The organism is Pedobacter frigiditerrae, assembly GCF_032678705.1.
Classification (GTDB): Bacteria; Bacteroidota; Bacteroidia; order Sphingobacteriales; family Sphingobacteriaceae; genus Pedobacter; species Pedobacter frigiditerrae_A.
In genome coordinates this window covers 1915099-1933156 of sequence record NZ_JAVTSS010000002.1, presented here as the reverse complement: position 1 = coordinate 1933156, position 18058 = coordinate 1915099, and the positions used below count along the sequence as shown (strand labels likewise).

Here is an 18058-nt window from a genome sequence, read left to right as displayed (position 1 = left end):
TAAACCAACGCTCTCATGAAAAAAGTAATCTTCCGATTTTTCTTCATTTTATTTCTTTTAATTATTAGTCCTTGGTATTTTTTAAATGATATACCAGGCGTATCCTTCCTGCTTGATTTTTATCATAAGGGCGAAGTATGGATAGTTGAGCTCTTTAATAAGCATCTATTACACGTTAAAGATACATTGAATGAAAATGGCGGTGGCAGTGGAGATACATCTTTCGCCTGGGCACAATTTTACACATTTATTATCCTATCTGCATTGGCGTGCATAATATGGAGTCTTATTGACCGTAAAAGAAAGAATGATTATTTAACACTTGATTTTTTGTTATATAATCTCGTACGTTACCATTTAGCACTGGTTTCCTTCAGCTACGGAATAATTAAAATTTTTGCGCTTCAAATGCCTTTCCCAAATTTAAGTCAGTTGGCAACACCACTTGGAGATTTTTTACCCATGCGTTTATCATGGATGTTCATTGGTTACTCTACTACCTATCAAGTGTTTTCAGGGGTAATGGAAATTATTGTTGGTGTATTGCTCCTAAATAGAAAAACGGTAACACTTGGAGCGCTAATGGGCGTTGTTGTTTTTGCAAATGTATTTATGATTAACTTGAGTTATGATGTCCCAGTTAAGCTATATTCTTTGCAACTTTTAATGAATGCTAGCTTCCTGATTGTAATGGATTGGGAAAGATTATCATCGTTTTTCTTGCTTAATAAGCATATTACACCCGCAGTCTTTTACGACATTCATTTTAAGAAAAAGTGGCAAAAGATTGGTAGGATTGTATTTAAAATTGTCTTTGTAATTGTTTTCGTTTTACTGCCTTTTAATAACTCTTGGAAAAGATTTAAAACACAAGATGAAAATGATCAAAAGGCAATAAAAAAGGGAATTTACGACATCAAGGCATTCACAAAAAACAATCAAAAAGTTACCAATGATGATGAAATGATTTGGAAGGATTTCATCTTTGACAAGGGAGGCTCAGGAAGTATTAAAACAACTGACACGATATTTAGACAAAGGTATGGTAGAGGATATTTTATCTATAGCCTTGACTCTGTTTCAAAGACCATTGCATTTAAAAAATATGCATCAGACCAAAACGACTTATTTAAATTGAATTATAACATAGTTGATAAGCAAAACTTAGTTTTATGGGGTAAAGTGGGGTCTGACTCTTTGCGTTTTGAACTTCAAATGGCCAACAAGAATTTTCAATTGGCAGAGAGACAATTCCATTGGATTTCAGAAGCAAATAGGTAATTGCAAAAGTTAATAAACCCAAAATGAGAACATTTGTTATTGGAGATATACACGGTTGCTTTGATGAGCTGATGGAACTTACCAGAAAAATTGGGTTAACAGCCGATGATTTGCTTATTTCCGTTGGTGATATAGTTGATAGAGGAAATAAATCCAAAGAAGTATATGAGTATCTCCTGAATAGACCCAATTCAAAAGTATTAGTTGGCAATCACGAAAGAAAACACCAAAATAGAATTTTAAGCTATTCCCAAGAGATTGTGAAACTTCAATTTGGTGCCGATTATGAAGATTTTCTAAAATGGATACGAACGTTAGACTATTATTACGAAACCGAAGATGCTATTGTAGTTCACGCTTTTTTTGAGCATGATAAAGACCTAAAAGAACAAAAACAGGAAGTACTTTGTGGCTCAACGTCGGGCACTAGGTATTTAGAAAAAAAGTATGGCCCTGAAGCATTTTGGGGAGAATATTATCAGTGCGACAAACCTATTATTTATGGTCATCATGTTGTAGGCGACAGTCCAAAGATTTTAAATAATACTTACGGGATAGATACAGGTGCTTGTCATGGCGATTATTTAACAGCCATCGAGCTTCCGACTTTTAAAATACATCAAGTAAAAGCTAAAAAAGACTATTGGAAGGAAGAACAAAGATTATGGCAAATTCCAGTTCTTAAAGCCAAAGATTGGAACAATATGCAATTCGCAGATATTGATAAACAGCTTAACAAACTTGCTTACATAGAGGAACCTGAACTTGTAAATTACTTAGCAGAGATAAGAATTTGGAAAGAAGAATTAGTCAATTCTTATGCCGATATCCAGCTAAAAATCGAGAATTTGCGCAAGTCGCTGATGGAAGAACACAAGGAAAATTTTAGTATAGAAGCTAATAAATTTCCATTTAAGGCTTGTTTATTTAAAAGCAAAACCAATAATTTTACACTTGAATACTTAGAGAAAAACTTAAACACACCTAGTAAAGTAAGTGAACTAAAAAACCAATTGAAGCTATAAAAAGTCTTCCACTGTGGGATCTCAATACATTATATATTAAACTAATCAGAATGACTATCACCATTTCAGACAGACGAGATATTTTACTTGATGACATTATTGATTTATACAAGGCAAACAAGTGGAGTGCTGCTGATAAACCAAATGAGTTGTACAATGCATTAACAAATTCTCATTCCTTAATTTCTGCTTGGGATAATGATAAATTAGTGGGTCTGGGCAATGCGATTTCTGATGGATATTTAGTTGTTTATTACCCTCACTTACTTGTCCACCCAAACTATCAGGGCAAAGGCATTGGACAAATGATAGTAAAAAAAATGCAAGAAAAATATGGACACTTTCACATGCAAATGCTTACCGCAGATGGAAAGGCTATAGAATTTTACAATAAAGTAGGTTTTGTAAAGGCAGGAAATACCCAATCCATGTGGATCTACAAAGGAGACGATTATTAACTGAAATGAAACAACGCTAATGCCTAAATAAATTATAATATTTAAACTAAGGCTTCTTTATAATATTTGCTCTTATATTCCAGCGGAGACATTCCAGTAATTTTTCTAAAAACTTCACGAAAAGCCTTTACATCAGCATAACCTACTTCATACATCACTTCATTAATTGTTTTCCGATTGGTTTCAAAAGCTTTTTTTGCAAACTCTATTTTCACTCTTTGCGCATATTCAATCGGCGTATTTCCAGTAGCTTTAATGAATCTTCTGTCAAAGTTTCTCCGGCCAATATTAAACATCAATGATAAATTATCAATCGTAATCTTTTCATTCAAATTTTGCTCTATGTAGGTTTGCGCTTTTAATATCTCTGCATCGCTATGCTGTTTCTGACCAGAAAAAATAGAAAATTCAGATTGCGTATTCCTGTCAATCTCTATTTGAAATACCTTAGAACAATAAATGGCAGTTTGCCTGTCGTAATATTTTTCGACCAAATAAATCATCAAGTTAAGGAAGGAATAAGCCCCACCATTTGTATAAATGCCCTTTTCATCAGTTATTAATCTATCTGTACATAAATTCACCTTAGGAAACATCATTCTAAAGTTTTCTGTAACAGACCAATGTGTAGAGCAACTTTTTCCATCAAGTAAGCCTGATGCCGCCAACACAAATGCACCTGTACAAATTGTAGCCACTTCTGCCCCGTTTTTATATTGATTTAACAGCCAATCTACAAGCAACCCATTGCCTTCTAAAGCAAGGTTGTAATTATGGTTTAATGAAGGTATAATAATGAGGTTTGTTTTGGCAATGGCCGAAATTGTGGTATGAGGTTTAACCATAAATAATCCATTATTAAATTCTACCGTTTCAGCAATTCCCGCCAATTGAATAGCAAATAACTGTTTGTTACCCAATGATATCCAATAAGCATTTGCCTTGTTAAATATTTCAAATGCTCCAGTAATGCTACTGATGTTATTGTTTCCATTAGGAACTACTATTGTTAAATGTTTCATACATTTTTTTATACAAAGACAACATCTACGTTTGTCCAAATCAACCCACTACAATGTCTATTTTACACAGCATACAAGTAAGAATTAGACCATACTTTTGGATATAAAAATTAGAAATATGAAAAATACAGACTTAGTTGTAAAAATGATATTTGATAGATGGGATGCCTCTATTAAAAACTGCGATGAACTACTAGCAAGTTTATCTGATGAAACGTTACTACAAGAGATTGCACCAGGTAAAAATAGAGGAATATATTTATTAGGTCACTTGGTTGCGGTGCATGATGACATGTTGAGATTATTAGATATGGGTGAAAAACTATACCCAGAATTGTTTGATCCATTTATCAAATCTCCTGATAAAACTGTGCCTCAACTTCCATCTGTTGCTACTTTAAGAGAATTCTGGAAAGCACAATGTGAACTTTTAAATCAGAAATTTAGTGCATTGTCCGTTGAAGATTGGTTCGAAAAACATACTGCTGTTACTGCTGAAGATTTTGCAAATGAACCTCATCGCAATAAGTTAAATATCATCATTACAAGAACATCTCACCTACAATACCACTTAGGCCAATTACGCCTACTTAAATAAATAAGCATGACTGCATCAAATTTTACATCAACAATTTTGGTTGATAAAACACCAGCTGAAGCATTTAAAGCCATTAACAATGTACGTGGTTGGTGGCAAGGCGAAATTGAAGGCAATACTGAAAAGCTAAATGACGAGTTTTCCTACCGGATGAAGGATGTACATTATTCGAAACAACGCATCATAGAATCTATTCCAAATGAAAAAGTAGTTTGGCAAGTGATTGATAGCGAATTAAGTTCTTTCAAAGACAAAGGCGAGTGGACAGGCACCACAATAGTTTTTGAAATTACGGAAGTTGGTGATAAAACAGAAATTCGTTTTACACACATCGGCCTGGTGCCAACATTCGAATGTTATGGAGGTTGTTCATGGGCTTGGGGCGAGCTTATTCAACAGAGCTTGTTTAGTTTTTTAACAACAGGAAAGGGTGTAAACGTTTTTGGCTAGCGATAATGATTTGCATCAACTATAGCCATTAATCGTATCTACTTTTAAGAATCGGTTTTAAATATTAAATTGCATAAGCAGACTTTTAAAGGCAAAGCTTATGGAAACGAAAGATGGTAAACAAGCAGTTTACGCCAAGACTAGAAATGATTGGCGAAAATGGTTGCAAGAGAATAGCCAAACGGAAAAATCTGTTTGGCTAATACTTTACCACAAAAAAAGCAAGGTAGAAAGTGTTAACCTCATCGAGGGAACAGAAGAAGCGCTATGTTTTGGCTGGATTGATAGCTTATGTAAAAATCGAGACCATGAGAGCTATTACCTAACTTTTTCGCCTCGAAATGCGAAAAAAAGCAAATGGAGCAAACCCAATATAGAAAGGGCCGAAAGAATGATAGCCGAAGGCTTAATGACACCGCAAGGTTTGGCCGTTATTGATGTAGCCAAGGCAATGGGAAAATGGGAAACTATTTAATTTTTTGCTGTAAACTATCTGCAGGCGCCTTATCATATTCTGCTAAACAACTATCAAGTGTATGCCCTTTTTGATGAATGCAATCGCAAAAAATTAAACAAGCCTTTGATTTTGGATTATCCTTGCACTGTTGTTCGCAATCTTTTAAAGTGTTGCGAGGCATAATTTCGCAAGCCATTAAGAATAGCGTCGATAGCATTAAAACCGTTCTTATTATTTTCATAAAATGATGATTAATTTGATTGAACTGGCATTTTATTCCAAGGAAAAATGTACTTCAACTTATCGTAATCCCAGCAAAGCAGGTATAAATTAGCCAATACCATTAAAGGTGATGAAACCCACGAACCTTCAAATCTTACTGCAATAGAAAGGATACAAATATTTAAAATGATAGGGAAATAAATGAGCGCACCTAAAGTTGCCGTTCGTGGAATGAGTAATAAAAGTGCAGCCGATACCTGTAACACCCCAATAAATGGATAATAAAATCCAGTTCTCGACAGAGCTTCCAAATAATGTCCCATTGGGTGATTATTGGATAAATCTGTAAATCGTTCACCCATAATCTTAACAAAACCAGCTGGGAAAAAACCTGCTGCTAAGCCTATACGGTTAAAGATGGCAAAATATCGGAAGCCCTTCCTTGTTTTTACTTGAGCGTGAATCCTATCAAGTGTAGTAGCTAAACCCATAACATTAAATATAAAAGCACTTTGTTCTTCAAAGTAAGTGTAAATTTATTATTTTAGCAAAAAAACATTGAAGCCTATTTATTTTATAGAGAATATTTAGAAAATGAGCAGACAAACCGACAATTTCTACAATCATTTTTCATTTCTATATCCTGTGGTAGATCTATTCTTGAAACCACAAAAGCATAAGCTATTTCAGGAAATTAATAAACTTCCCACTGGACAGTTACTAGAAATTGGCGTTGGCAATGGTAGCCATTTAAAGCTATACAAAACACATCAAGTTACTGGCATTGATACTTCTTTTAGCATGTTAGACACTGCTAAAAAGCACAGCACAGCTAACATCCAACTGTTGCAAATGAATGGAGAAGAATTGCTGTTTCCAGACCAAACTTTTGATTATGTTATTCTCTCTCACGTTATTGCTGTTGTAGATCAGCCCGAAAAGGTGCTGGAAGAAACTTACCGAGTATTAAAACCTAATGGACAAATATTTATCCTCAATCATTTTACACCTAACAATTGGCTAAGACATATAGACAAGGCTTTTCAAGTGTTTTCAAAAGCATTTCATTTTAAATCAGTATTTCACATCAGCAACTTAACTACTATAAAAAAGTTTACCCTTTTAAATGAAATCAGCTTCGGTCAATTATCCTATTTTAAACTTTTAATTTACAAGAAGGCTTGAAAAGAAATCATTACATCATTATTTTATCCTTGCTTTTAAGCTTGTTTATCTATTTGTTTTATCGGACTGAAAAAACAGTAGTTACCAAATTATTCATTTCAATCGTTTCATTGGACCAGTTTATCGTGTTAAGGAAAAGCATCACCCATGGTTTACCCTTACATGATTTTATTATTTTTTCCTTACCAGAAGGTTTATGGGTTTTTTGTATTACCCTAGCTTCAAAATTTAAGTTCATTAACATTGGCAAAAGGGAGTTAAATCTGGTTTTTGCACCGCTCCTATTTTCAATTGGTTTAGAGGTTTTTCAGTTGTTTCATTTAACAAATGGACGATTTGATTTTTTAGACATAGGAGTTTCCATTTTATTTTGGGCAGTTGCAAACTATCTCATTCTAAGTAAAAACTCAAGGCAAGATATATTCAAGCCCTTTAATCTAGAAAGCTCCATTTGCCTTTTCTGCTACCTCATTGTTTATTTAGCCCATGTTTGGCAATAGGAAATAAACATCAATCAAGCCCACCCAGACCTCTTTTTGACATTAAAATCTATGCTCATAAAATATTTTTGCTAAAATACTTGCGAAACCAAATAGTTGCACATATATTTGCAACCAATTAGTTTCATTTATTTTATCATCAAATGAGAAGAGATGTTTTTCAGGCCATAGCCGATCCCACGAGAAGGGCAATCATTACATTGATCGCTTTGCAAGCGATGACACCAAATGCCTTGGCAGAGCATTTTGACACCACCCGACAGGCTGTTTCTAAACACTTAAAAATATTAACCGAATGTGAGTTAGTTAAACAAGAACAAAAAGGAAGGGAAATTTATTACCAACTGGAAATAGAAAGAATGAAAGACATAGATAAATGGCTGGAACAGTTCAGAAAGATTTGGGAAACACGCTTTAATCAGCTGGATGAATTATTATTGAAACTTAAGACTGAAAAAAATGGAAAGTAATTTATTGTTCGATTTTATTGTAAACAAGGAAGAAAAAACCATTGTGGTTAAACGTGAATTTGCGGCCGACCTTAAATTGGTTTGGGAAGCGTGGACAAGTGCTGAATTTCTTGAACAATGGATAGCGCCAAAACCTTGGAGAGCTGAAACCAAAACCATGGATTTTAAAGAAGGTGGCTTTTGGCATTATGCAATGATCAGTCCGCAGGGCGAAAAACATTGGAGCCGATATGATTACCAAACCATCGAACCACAAAAAAGCATTACCGAATTGAGAGGATTTAGCGATGAAAACGGAACCATTAATCCGAATTTTCCTAGAACATTATGTACCAACATTTTTAACGAAATAAACGGTAATACATTCGTAACCGTTACCGCCCAATATGGAAGCCTTGAAGTTTTGGAATACATGGTTGCAAATGGCTTCAAAGAAGGTATGTCTGCAGCACTTGCAAACCTTGATGAATTATTATCAAATCTTAAAAAATAAACTAGTTAAAGCAAAATTAATTTAACCTAAAAACCTATTATTATGGCACTTATCAACCCACACATTAACTTCAACGGCAATGCCGAAGAAGCATTCAATTTTTACAAATCTGTATTTGGTGGCGAGTTCACAAAGATCATGCGCTTTAAGGACATTGCAAGCGATCAGTTTCCAATAGAAGAGAAAGATGCAAATAAGATCATGCACATTGCTTTATCAATTGGCAACAATAGCTTAATGGGCAATGATGTTCCAGAAATCATGGGGAAAGTAAATGAAAATGAAAACAGGTCTAAAATTGCTGTTAGTGCCGAAAGTCTAGAAGAGGCCGAAAAATTATTTAAAGGACTTTCAGCAGGTGGAAATGTTGAGGTTCCTAATGATAGCCCTGAAGGTTCACATTTCTCTATGTTTCGAGACCAATTTGGCATAGAATGGATGATAGATTTTAACCAAGCGTAAACTGAATTCGTATCAATTAAAAACAACAGGATGAAAAACAATTTATTATTCGATTTTATTGTAGACAAACCTTCAAAAACGGTATTTGTTAATAGAGAATTTAATGCAGACCTTCCTTTAGTTTGGGATGCTTTTACCACACAAGAAATCCTTGATCAATGGTGGGCTCCAAAACCATTTGCTTCAAGAACAAAGGTGATGAATTTTGAGGTTGGTGGCAGAAGGTTTTATGCGATGGTAAGTCCAGAAGGTAATGAACATTGGGCAATCCAGAAATATACTTCCATAAGCCCAAAAACTAATTTTAAAATGCTAAATGCTTTTGCTGATGCTGATGAAAACCCGCAATTGCCTGGTTCAGATTGGGATTTTAATTTCAGTGAAGAAAACGGCATAACAAAAGTGAGCATCATCATTAAAAATGATTCGCTTGAACGCATGGAGAAAATGATTGAAATGGGTTTCAAAGAAGGATTTACAATGACATTGAATGACTTAGATACGTTGCTAGAAACTTTATCTAATAAATAAATGAAATCTCAAATGCCCATTTAACTTGTCGTATCTGCACCGCATACTAGAATTGATATTAACTTATTTTTGATTAAATTTATATGAAAACCTAATCCTTAATCACAAATCAAAAAATATGAAACAGAAAATCACATTCGTTTTAAGTCTGCTATTCGGACTATTCTTTATCAATGCTGGCTTAGATAAGTTTTTTCACTATATGCCAATGCCTAAAGATATTTCGCCAGAATTAATGAAGGCTATGGGAGGAATGATGGCTGTAAGTTGGTTGATGCCGCTTATTGCAGTTGCAGAAATAGTTGGTGGTTTACTAATCATTCTGCCAAAAACCAGAGCTTTAGGTGCGCTAATTGTTTTCCCAGTAATGGTTGGTATAGTTTTAACCAATACAGTAACGGATGCTACTGGTTTTCCTATCGCGGCTGTATTCGCAGCGGTTTTATTATGGATTATTTATGATAACAGGGCGAAGTATATGCCGATGATTAATGAGTAAATGACAGAAGGTCGAGATTACAATCTCGACCTTAATTTTGCACCATAACCCAGCTCTATTATACTAGCTAATCTAACCGTTAGGTATTTACTAAACTACTTAACCGAAATCTTAACGCTATCTGTAATACTCAAACCACTTATCGCTTGCGAATTGTAACTCACAACATAGCTACCTGGTTTAATATCATAAGCTTTAGTTAAATCTACTTTTATTGACAAGCTATCCTTTGGCTTAATGCTCACATAACTATCTGCCGGTGGAGGCATTATTCTTTTCGCCATCGGCCCTTTGTAAGACGCTTCTTCTCCATTTGCTGAAGTAATATCTAGGTATTTGCTCATCAATGGCTCAAAAGGCGTATGCCATTTACAAAATGTTTTAATCGAATCTGTCCTATTGTAAACGGTAAAGGTCATTTCTATTGGAGAGTTTGCCGTTGAAGCTGCAGGAATAGCCATCGTCGCAACAAGTGTGGTATCCGCCTGGTTATCAGCATCAGCTGTGGCAGCTACTTTTTCGCTATGCCGTGTTGTAGTACTACAAGCTACAAAAAGGGACAATGCTAGCGCAGGTAAAATAAGTTTAAATGTTTTCATATTTTCTTTATAGCAATATGCCTGCCATATGTATCCTAATCAGCTTTTTAAATAAGTACTGCAATAAATTTTGGCTACAACTACGATAGATATGGCTACATCTGTTGATGTACAGGTATGCACTTTTGTAAATCAAAAAATCATATCATGAAAATTATAGTTACAGGTTCATTAGGACACATTAGCAAACCACTAACCCAAGAGTTAGTGCAAAAAGGACATTCAGTTACGGTAATTAGTAGCCATATAGACCGCAAAAAAGAGATTGAAGATTTGGGCGCCGTCGCAGCAATTGGCTCATTAGAAAATGTCGATTTTTTAACAGCGACTTTTACTGGAGCCGACGCAGTATATACCATGGTGCCTCCAAATAACTATTTCGACCCAAACTTAGACCTCTTCGCTTACTATGTAAGATTGGGAAAGAACTACAGACAAGCAATTGATGCTGCAGGCGTAAAACGTGTGGTTAATTTAAGTACAATTGGCGGTCATTTATCAAAAGGTTCTGGCATTTTAATTGGCGCACATCATGTACAATTAATTTTGGATGAATTGCCTGAAGAGGTTTCCATTACACACCTGCGTCCAACTTCCTTTTTCTACAATCTATATGCTTACCTCGAGATGATCAAATCGATTGGTTTAATTGCCACAAATTATGGTGCTGAAGATATGATTCCTTGGGTTTCTCCAATTGATATTGCATCAGCTGTTGCTGAAGAATTAACGACACCATTTAGCGGCAGAAAGATTAGATATGTAGCCAGCGAAGAATTAAGTGGAAATGAAAGCGCAGCCATTATTGGAGAGGCCATTGGAAAACCTGATTTAAAGTGGGTATTAACTTCTGATGAGGATGCTTTAAATGGCTTGCTTAGTATTGGTATGAATGCTAAAATTGCCGAAGGTTTGGTAGAAATGTATAGTGCCTTACATACTGGTTTATTGGCAGAAGATTATTATAAAAACAAACCAGCTGTGATGGGAAAAGTAAAACTGAAAGATTTTGCAAAAGAATTTGCGGTAACTTATCATCAAAAATAAGTACATTGTAATATGCCAGCATCAAATTTTAATTGGTTTAAAACGATAAGCGAATTCCATCAGTTTAGGGGTTTGCCGAAGCCAGAACATCCGCTGGTTAGCGTGATAAATTTGGCCGATGTAAATAGACTAAAAGCTGGTGAAACAAGTATCTTATTGGATTTTTATTCCATAGCACTTAAAAGAAATTTTAATGCAAAAATTAAATATGGACAGCAGGAATACGATTTTGACGAAGGTATCATGTTCTTCATCTCTCCTAAGCAGCTTTTTAGAATTGAGGTGGAAGAAGACAGTTTTTTAAATCAATCTGGATGGATGTTGCTCATTCATCCAGACTTTTTATGGAACACAACCTTGGCTAAAAAAATAAAGCAGTACGAATATTTCAGCTATGCGGTAAATGAAGCATTATACCTTTCTGACAAGGAAGAGACCACGATTGCAGATATCATGCACAACATAGAACGAGAATACCATTCGAACATTGATCAATTTAGTCAGGATGTAATTATTGCCCAACTGGAACTACTGCTTACTTACGCAGAGCGTTATTACCATCGCCAGTTTTTAACTAGAAAAATAACTAACCACTCTATACTTAATAAATTAGAAAATATTCTAGATGTTTACTTTAATAACGATTCCTTACTTCAAAAAGGAATTCCGACAGTACAATATGTGGCAGATGCATTGAATGTTTCACCTAATTACCTAAGTGGTTTGTTAAAGGTTTTAACTGGTCAGAGTACCCAACAACACATCCACAGTAAATTAATTGAAAAAGCGAAAGAAAAGCTTACCGTAACAGGCTTATCTGTTAGTGAAATTGCGTATGAGTTAGGTTTTGAACATCCACAGTCTTTTAGTAAGTTGTTTAAATCTAAAACCAATGTTTCGCCATTGGAGTTTAGACAATCTTTTAATTAGTTTCACCTCTTGCTATATCTACACGAGCGTCATACCCAGCTCGTCCCGATAGCTATCAGGAGCTAATGCAATTACATCTTTTTAATAGCATATCCATTCTCCTTACTGCAGATTGGAAATTTCCTACTTGCAATTTTACATTCTATTTTCTTGAACTATGCTGTCCCCCTCATTGAGGGGGCAAGGGGGAGGAAATACATTTATATCCTTATGCTTTAGGCTTGTCTAGGTCTCTACACCTATAATAAGCATTAATTATTCATATTTCCCAATCTTCCAAAATTTTTTTTATCTTTAATAAAAACAGCCACTCTTGGCTTTTCCTAGCAATCGCTAGTTTACAACCCAAGTTCAAGCCAACCTAAATCATTTTTCATTCCACTTTAAGTCCACGTCAAGTCCACCTTAAGTGCACCTCAAGTCCACGTTAAGTCCACCCCTCATTCCTGTGTGCTTCGTAACTTCTTCGTGTCTACTTGCTGTAAGCTGGCAGATGGCTTAAGCAAAAGGGTACTTCCTTCGAACAAAACTGGGACTAATCTCGACCCATTTTGGCTACAATCTTTTCCAATTTGGATACATCGGCTATTTGCCATTGATAGGCATTTGTAATCATAAAACTTAAAGAAAATATGAAAACAATATTCATCACAGGAGCCTCTACAGGTTTAGGAAAAGCAACAGCAAAATTCTTTGCAGCAAAAGGCTGGAACGTTATCGCTACAATGCGTAAACCAGAAAACGAAACAGAACTTAATAAAATAGACAATATCACTTTATTGCCTTTAGATGTAACCAATCTGGAACAAATTAAAGTGGCTGCGGAAAAGGCAATTGCTTTAGGTAACATCGATATCGTATTTAACAATGCTGGTTATGGCTTAATGGGTCCGCTAGAAGGGACTACAGATGAGCAAGTGGTTAAACAATTAGACACCAATCTATTAGGAACAATTAGGGTTACGCAAGCCTTTATCCCCTATTTTAGAGCTAGGCAAAGTGGCTTATTCATCAATACTACTTCTATGGGCGGTTTGTTAACATTTCCTTTTGCCTCTGTTTACCATGCTACCAAATGGGCATTGGAAGGTTGGAGTGAAAGTGTAGCATTCGAGTTAAGTAAATTTGGTGTGGGAATGAAAACAGTTTCGCCAGGTGGCATAAAAACTGACTTTTTAAATCGTTCATCTGATATGGCTTCACATCCAGCTTATGATGTATTTATGGAAAAAATGTTCTCAAATTTTAACGAAGAGAACTTTAGTGATGTAGACCAGATTGTTGAAGTAGTTTATGAAGCGGCTACTGATGGCAAAGATAAATTGAGGTATCAAGCAGGCAAAGACGCCATTGAATTATATGCACAGCGCTTGGAAATGGGCGATGAGGCTTTTAGGAAACAAATGGCACAAATGATTTAATCCTTATCTTTAACCTAATGAAAAAAGAAGAACATATTCCGCATTTGTTTAATTCTATATCAGAACTGCACCGGATGTTGGGCTTACCTAAGCCTTTACATCCTTTGGTGAGTTTGGTCGACAATACGCAATTGGCTGTTAATAAGGGTGAATTGCCTCACTCTTTTTTACTCAATTTCTATAAGATTTCTTACAAAACAGGCCTCAGCGGAAAAATTAGATACGGGCAAAATTATTATGATTTTGATGAAGGAGGTTTAGTTTTTACTTCTCCAAAGCAATTGTTAGCAGTTAATGATGACGAGACTGAATATAGGGGTCAGACTTTATTGATACATCCAGATTTTATCAGGAATCATTCTTTATGCAAAAACATAACAAAGTATGGTTTCTTCTCTTATGCCGCCAACGAAGCTTTACACCTATCGGATAAGGAAAGGAATATCATCAATGGTATTTTCGAGAACATAAATGATGAGATACAATCTAATATTGATGATTTTAGTCAGGATGTGATTATCTCGCAAATTGAGTTATTGCTTAATTACAGTAATCGTTTTTACAAAAGGCAGTTTATTACCAGAAAGGCCGTGAGCAATGATATATTAGCTAAGTTGGAGGATTTGTGGTTAGCACATTTCGAGCAAAAAACTGCATTAACAATGGGTTTACCTACTGTGCAGTATTTAGCAGATCAGTTAAATGTTTCGCCTCGTTATTTGAGCGACATGCTGCGTTCGTTAACTGGCGAAAATGCACAACAGCATATTCATAACAAGTTGATTGAAAAGGCAAAGGAGATTTTATCGATTAGTAATTTGAGTGTTGCGGAAGTGGCTTATCAATTGGGGTTTGAGCATCCGCAGTCATTTAATAAGTTGTTTAAGAGCAAGACAAGTTATTCGCCTTTGGCTTATAGGCAGTCGTTTAATTGATTATTTCGAACGTAATTGCGGGCATCTGTTTTCGTAGGATAAAGTAACCTCTTTACTTCAATTTTTTGCAAAGTTTCATAACACAACCAGTTTGTCATTCAGGACTTGTACCGATTCTATATCGGTAGCGCTGTGAGTAATCTGTGAGTAATGTTATGCTGAGCGAAGTCGAAACATTTTAGTCCAATTCATACGTCTTCCTTAATGTTTATGAAAGAATCTCGGAAAATCGCTAAATTTAAAATCAAATCAATCCAAAATGGAAACAACACTAAAAGACGGCGACCAATGCAATGTCATTGCTGGGACACACAAAGGTAAATCTGGAAAAATTGGTGACATCAATCTCAGTAAAGGTGGTCATATTACCATTACGGTTACGCAAGATAATGGTGTACGCTTTAAAACGCTTGGCAAAAACGTAGCTGTAACAATGTGATCAATCCTTTGCAAATGCTTTAATTGAATCCCATCAGTGTTTGCTATATTTATTTCACCTATAAAAAAAATCATTATGCTTACATACATCAACCCAAAACTCCCAATGCGTAATAAAGCCATTACTAGGGATTTTTACATCAACAAACTAGGTTTTGAACAATTAGGCAAAGAAGATTATGATGGTTACCTAATGTTAAAAAAAGACAATATCGAAATTCACTTTTTTGAGTTTGCAGGTTTAGACCCTGCAGAAAATTATGGTCAGGTTTACATTAGAACAGATCATATTGAAGAATGGTATGGCTTGGCCTTAGCAAAACAATTAAACATTCCACAGGCAGGGCATTTGCATCTTAAACCTTGGGGACAAAAGGAATTTGCCTTGCTAGATCCAGACAGTAATTCCTTAACTTTCGGACAAGCCATTTAATTAACTCTTATCGTACCATGAAAACCTTGAAATTATTCTTACTTATTCTTATCTGTATTTCCTTATTCTCATTTAGTAAAGATAGAGACGAAAAGTATCAATGTTTACCCTGCGGCCGTGATTGCGACAAAGCGGTTTTTGACAAACCAGGTGAATGCACACATTGCCATATGAAATTAGTTAAATCGGCCACTGTTACTTTTAAAAACATTAGACCTACTTCTATATGTGATTACATTAAAGCTAATCCAAAAGCTATTCTATTAGATGTACGTACCAAGGATGAGTTTGATGGTAAAACCGACCCCAACTTTGGAACATTGAAAAATGCCATCAACATACCAATTCAACAACTAGAGGAAAGATTTTCAGAATTAGACAAATACAAAAACCAAACTATTGTTGTTTATTGCTCACATAGCCATAGAAGTCCGCAGGCTGCTTATTTATTAAATCAAAAAGGTTTTAGAAATATTGTTAATATGTCTGGCGGAATGAGTGAAGTAACCGCTAAAGACTGCAAAAAATAACCGATTATGATTAGAAAAATTTTAGCTGTAATAGTTGGTTACATTATATTTGCGGCAACTGCATTGGCTTTTTTTAAAGTGTTTGACATCGAAGCACATTCAGCTGCTTCAACTAGCATAATGATTCAAACTGCAATTAATGGAATCATATTTTCGGCATTGGCTGGATGGATTACACAGTTGATTGCGAAAACTGGCAACCTAAAAATTAATTATATCCTTGCTTTACTGATTGCCGCTTTTGCTACTTTTTCTTTTTTCAAGGCAAGTGGCGAGCATTGGACACAGTTAATGGCTATTTTTATTTTTGCGCCAGTATCGATTGTTGGAGGATGGATTGTGGTAAGAAGAAAATAATATCAAATAGTAATAAATTCATCCCATGATTACAACGATCAGAACCGACTCAGAGCATTTAGATTTTATTGAATTGGTTAAACATCTTGATGCTTACTTAGCAGAAATAGATGGCAGCGAACACGCTTTTTACACACAGTTTAATAAAATTGATAAGATAAAGCACGTTGTTGTTGCTTATGAAAATGATATTCCTTTGGGATGTGGTGCCATTAAAGAACTTTCTCCTATTGCTATGGAAGTAAAGCGGATGTATACATCGCCCAATGGCAGAAAAAAAGGAATTGCAACCACAATTTTAAAGGAGTTAGAAAGCTGGACTGGCGAGCTTGGTTATGAAAATTGTTTATTAGAAACTGGAATTAGACAAGCTGAGGCGGTCTCATTATATAAAAAATGTGGTTATCGTCGCATTCCAAATTATGGGCAATATATAGGTATTGAGAATAGCGTTTGCTTTAAAAAAGAAGTTGAAGTAAATCAATTAGGCAAAATATGCTACACAGATTTTAATCAATTGAACTCATTTATTGAAGATAAAAAGAGCGGGAGTATCTTAATAGATTATCGATTATTACCTGATTATGAAGGAATGGTTTTAAACATTGGAATTATCTTCGATACGACAAAGGAAAAATATGAACTTGATTTACAATGGATTTCTTTTGGACTGGATTTATTCGGAGAAAATTTATTGATGGGTTATTCTTATCAATTCAAAGACTTAAAGTCATTGCTTAGCTACTTATCTGTTAGATATGGTATTGAAGTAACTGATATTCCAATAAAATACAAAATAGACAGCGAAAAATTCCCTAACCCATTTAAGGATGAGGATCGTAAACCTATATTTGAAGAAAGCTGGACAAGGTTTAAGAAAGATTTTGCTGCTAAAAAATTTTTAGACCCAAGGTTGCTATTGGTTTATACTACCCCACCTTTTACTGAAAATTAAATGGCTTTTTATGATTTAACAAAAACACAACGATTAAATCTTGTTGAAGAAATAAGAACCAATATTCAGCAAGAAGTAGAAACAAAGATATTAAGTCTAGTCATCCAATATTTTAGTAGTGAAGATACATATATTAGAAAATCGGCCTATTTAAGTTGCGGAAGAATTTATTTTGCGAATGATTTTTTAAAACCTAAAATCATTTTTACACTAAATATCCTTTTGCAATATGATGATTTTAAAATAAGGCAAACTGCAATTAATGCTGCCGGAGAAATTGGTAAAATCGATTTTGAAATTGTTAAATCATTTTTTGATGAAGGTTTACTTGACAAACACCATTCGCCCAGAAATGCAGTAATTGGCTGCATTAAAAAAATGGGAGAAGTAAATCCAACTCCTGTATTAAATTGGGCAAGGCAATATCTTCATCATCCAGATAAAGAGATTAGAAGAGAAATTTGCCATGGCATTGAACTTAGAGGCCGTAAATATCCTCAAGATATATTACCGCTACTAGAAGAATTACAATTTGATAAAACAGCAAGAGTTAGAAACACATTGGTACACGTAATTGGTCAAATTGCTTATAAAAAAGGTTGTTTGGCAACTGTAATTTCTAGCCTTAACAAATGGGAAAACAAAGTGCTTGTTAAAGATGCCTTAGCTGAAATTATTGATGTACATTTTCGATATCGGAATTTTTCTGCCTTAACACAAGAACAAGCTAAACAGTATATTGATATTCATTATATTTGAT

26 protein-coding genes are annotated in these 18058 nt (G+C 34.8%); 22 read left to right on the top strand and 4 right to left on the bottom strand.

Annotated elements, in window-relative coordinates; genetic code table 11:
- The first annotated feature begins 15 nt into the window (after positions 1 to 15).
- The 3 genes from R2Q59_RS19195 to R2Q59_RS19185 are packed head-to-tail and all read left to right on the top strand — an operon-like array spanning position 16 to position 2764.
- Positions 16 to 1281, top strand: a complete 1266-nt coding sequence (locus R2Q59_RS19195; protein WP_316786993.1) for a hypothetical protein — start codon at positions 16 to 18, stop codon at positions 1279 to 1281.
- Positions 1282 to 1304: 23 nt separating this feature from the next.
- Entirely contained in the window at positions 1305 to 2306 is a 1002-nt protein-coding gene (locus tag R2Q59_RS19190; protein WP_316771880.1) for a metallophosphoesterase, read from the top strand.
- A 50-nt stretch (positions 2307 to 2356) separates the two neighbouring features.
- On the top strand, positions 2357 to 2764 hold the full coding sequence (locus R2Q59_RS19185; RefSeq protein ID WP_316786991.1) for a GNAT family N-acetyltransferase: 408 nt from the start codon (positions 2357 to 2359) through the stop codon (positions 2762 to 2764).
- A 41-nt stretch (positions 2765 to 2805) separates the two neighbouring features.
- On the opposite strand, the gene R2Q59_RS19180 is transcribed toward R2Q59_RS19185, so the two are convergent.
- The gene (locus R2Q59_RS19180; protein ID WP_316786989.1) at positions 2806 to 3786 is read right to left on the bottom strand and encodes a GlxA family transcriptional regulator; all 981 of its coding nucleotides are present in this window, start codon (positions 3784 to 3786) and stop codon (positions 2806 to 2808) included.
- Positions 3787 to 3904: 118 nt separating this feature from the next.
- Here R2Q59_RS19180 and R2Q59_RS19175 point away from each other — a divergent pair, with 118 nt between their 5' ends.
- The 3 genes from R2Q59_RS19175 to R2Q59_RS19165 all read left to right on the top strand — a co-directional run bounded on the left by R2Q59_RS19175 (position 3905) and on the right by R2Q59_RS19165 (position 5309).
- Positions 3905 to 4384 carry a DinB family protein gene (locus tag R2Q59_RS19175; RefSeq protein WP_316771871.1) on the top strand — a complete coding sequence of 160 codons (480 nt, stop codon included), beginning with the start codon at positions 3905 to 3907 and terminating at the stop codon, positions 4382 to 4384.
- 6 nt (positions 4385 to 4390) lie between these two features.
- Entirely contained in the window at positions 4391 to 4834 is a 444-nt protein-coding gene (locus R2Q59_RS19170) for an SRPBCC domain-containing protein (protein ID WP_316786987.1), read from the top strand.
- A 100-nt stretch (positions 4835 to 4934) separates the two neighbouring features.
- Positions 4935 to 5309, top strand: coding sequence for a hypothetical protein (locus R2Q59_RS19165; RefSeq protein ID WP_316786985.1), 375 nt, complete (start codon positions 4935 to 4937; stop codon positions 5307 to 5309).
- On the opposite strand, the gene R2Q59_RS19160 is transcribed toward R2Q59_RS19165, so the two are convergent.
- On the bottom strand, positions 5302 to 5532 hold the full coding sequence (locus R2Q59_RS19160) for a hypothetical protein (RefSeq protein ID WP_316771860.1): 231 nt from the start codon (positions 5530 to 5532) through the stop codon (positions 5302 to 5304). The genes R2Q59_RS19165 and R2Q59_RS19160 overlap by 8 nt on opposite strands.
- Before the next feature lie 10 nt (positions 5533 to 5542).
- On the bottom strand, positions 5543 to 6004 hold the full coding sequence (locus tag R2Q59_RS19155) for a hypothetical protein (RefSeq protein WP_316786983.1): 462 nt from the start codon (positions 6002 to 6004) through the stop codon (positions 5543 to 5545).
- A 103-nt stretch (positions 6005 to 6107) separates the two neighbouring features.
- Between R2Q59_RS19155 and R2Q59_RS19150 the strand changes: the two genes are divergently transcribed.
- The 6 genes from R2Q59_RS19150 (at position 6108) to R2Q59_RS19125 (ending at position 9653) form a co-directional block, all read left to right on the top strand.
- Positions 6108 to 6698, top strand: a complete 591-nt coding sequence (locus R2Q59_RS19150) for a class I SAM-dependent methyltransferase (RefSeq protein ID WP_316786981.1) — start codon at positions 6108 to 6110, stop codon at positions 6696 to 6698.
- 643 nt (positions 6699 to 7341) lie between these two features.
- Complete coding sequence (locus R2Q59_RS19145) at positions 7342 to 7668, top strand: ArsR/SmtB family transcription factor (RefSeq protein ID WP_316771854.1); 327 nt, start codon at positions 7342 to 7344, stop codon at positions 7666 to 7668.
- Entirely contained in the window at positions 7658 to 8161 is a 504-nt protein-coding gene (locus tag R2Q59_RS19140) for an SRPBCC domain-containing protein (RefSeq protein ID WP_316771851.1), read from the top strand. The genes R2Q59_RS19145 and R2Q59_RS19140 overlap by 11 nt, the downstream gene beginning before the upstream one ends.
- A 42-nt stretch (positions 8162 to 8203) precedes the next feature.
- A complete protein-coding gene (locus R2Q59_RS19135; protein WP_316786979.1) occupies positions 8204 to 8623 on the top strand; it encodes a VOC family protein in 420 nt (139 codons plus the stop codon).
- Between the two features lie 30 nt (positions 8624 to 8653).
- Positions 8654 to 9154: an SRPBCC domain-containing protein gene (locus R2Q59_RS19130; RefSeq protein WP_316786977.1), complete on the top strand. Its 501-nt coding sequence runs from the start codon at positions 8654 to 8656 to the stop codon at positions 9152 to 9154.
- 118 nt (positions 9155 to 9272) lie between these two features.
- Positions 9273 to 9653: a DoxX family protein gene (locus R2Q59_RS19125; protein WP_316786975.1), complete on the top strand. Its 381-nt coding sequence runs from the start codon at positions 9273 to 9275 to the stop codon at positions 9651 to 9653.
- Between the two features lie 95 nt (positions 9654 to 9748).
- Here R2Q59_RS19125 and R2Q59_RS19120 read toward each other — a convergent pair whose 3' ends face one another.
- A complete protein-coding gene (locus R2Q59_RS19120; RefSeq protein WP_316786973.1) occupies positions 9749 to 10252 on the bottom strand; it encodes a protease in 504 nt (167 codons plus the stop codon).
- Positions 10253 to 10399: 147 nt separating this feature from the next.
- Here R2Q59_RS19120 and R2Q59_RS19115 point away from each other — a divergent pair, with 147 nt between their 5' ends.
- From R2Q59_RS19115 to R2Q59_RS19070, 10 genes are all read left to right on the top strand, one after another.
- Positions 10400 to 11299 (top strand): NAD(P)H-binding protein, encoded by a 900-nt coding sequence (locus R2Q59_RS19115; protein WP_316786971.1) that lies wholly within the window; start codon positions 10400 to 10402, stop codon positions 11297 to 11299.
- Positions 11300 to 11311: 12 nt separating this feature from the next.
- Positions 11312 to 12229, top strand: coding sequence for a helix-turn-helix transcriptional regulator (locus tag R2Q59_RS19110; protein ID WP_316786970.1), 918 nt, complete (start codon positions 11312 to 11314; stop codon positions 12227 to 12229).
- Between the two features lie 632 nt (positions 12230 to 12861).
- Positions 12862 to 13650, top strand: a complete 789-nt coding sequence (locus tag R2Q59_RS19105) for an SDR family oxidoreductase (RefSeq protein ID WP_316786969.1) — start codon at positions 12862 to 12864, stop codon at positions 13648 to 13650.
- Positions 13651 to 13667: 17 nt separating this feature from the next.
- Positions 13668 to 14585 carry a helix-turn-helix transcriptional regulator gene (locus R2Q59_RS19100; RefSeq protein ID WP_316786968.1) on the top strand — a complete coding sequence of 306 codons (918 nt, stop codon included), beginning with the start codon at positions 13668 to 13670 and terminating at the stop codon, positions 14583 to 14585.
- Positions 14586 to 14844: 259 nt separating this feature from the next.
- Entirely contained in the window at positions 14845 to 15024 is a 180-nt protein-coding gene (locus R2Q59_RS19095) for a KOW motif-containing protein (RefSeq protein ID WP_316771834.1), read from the top strand.
- Positions 15025 to 15099: 75 nt separating this feature from the next.
- Positions 15100 to 15456, top strand: coding sequence for a VOC family protein (locus R2Q59_RS19090; protein ID WP_316786967.1), 357 nt, complete (start codon positions 15100 to 15102; stop codon positions 15454 to 15456).
- Positions 15457 to 15473: 17 nt separating this feature from the next.
- Positions 15474 to 15986, top strand: a complete 513-nt coding sequence (locus tag R2Q59_RS19085; protein ID WP_316786965.1) for a rhodanese-like domain-containing protein — start codon at positions 15474 to 15476, stop codon at positions 15984 to 15986.
- Positions 15987 to 15992: 6 nt separating this feature from the next.
- Positions 15993 to 16343 carry a hypothetical protein gene (locus R2Q59_RS19080; protein WP_316786963.1) on the top strand — a complete coding sequence of 117 codons (351 nt, stop codon included), beginning with the start codon at positions 15993 to 15995 and terminating at the stop codon, positions 16341 to 16343.
- Positions 16344 to 16368: 25 nt separating this feature from the next.
- A complete protein-coding gene (locus tag R2Q59_RS19075; RefSeq protein ID WP_316786961.1) occupies positions 16369 to 17298 on the top strand; it encodes a GNAT family N-acetyltransferase in 930 nt (309 codons plus the stop codon).
- Positions 17299 to 18057, top strand: a complete 759-nt coding sequence (locus tag R2Q59_RS19070) for a HEAT repeat domain-containing protein (protein ID WP_316786959.1) — start codon at positions 17299 to 17301, stop codon at positions 18055 to 18057. It abuts the gene before it with no gap.
- The last annotated feature ends 1 nt before the right edge of the window (position 18058 follow it).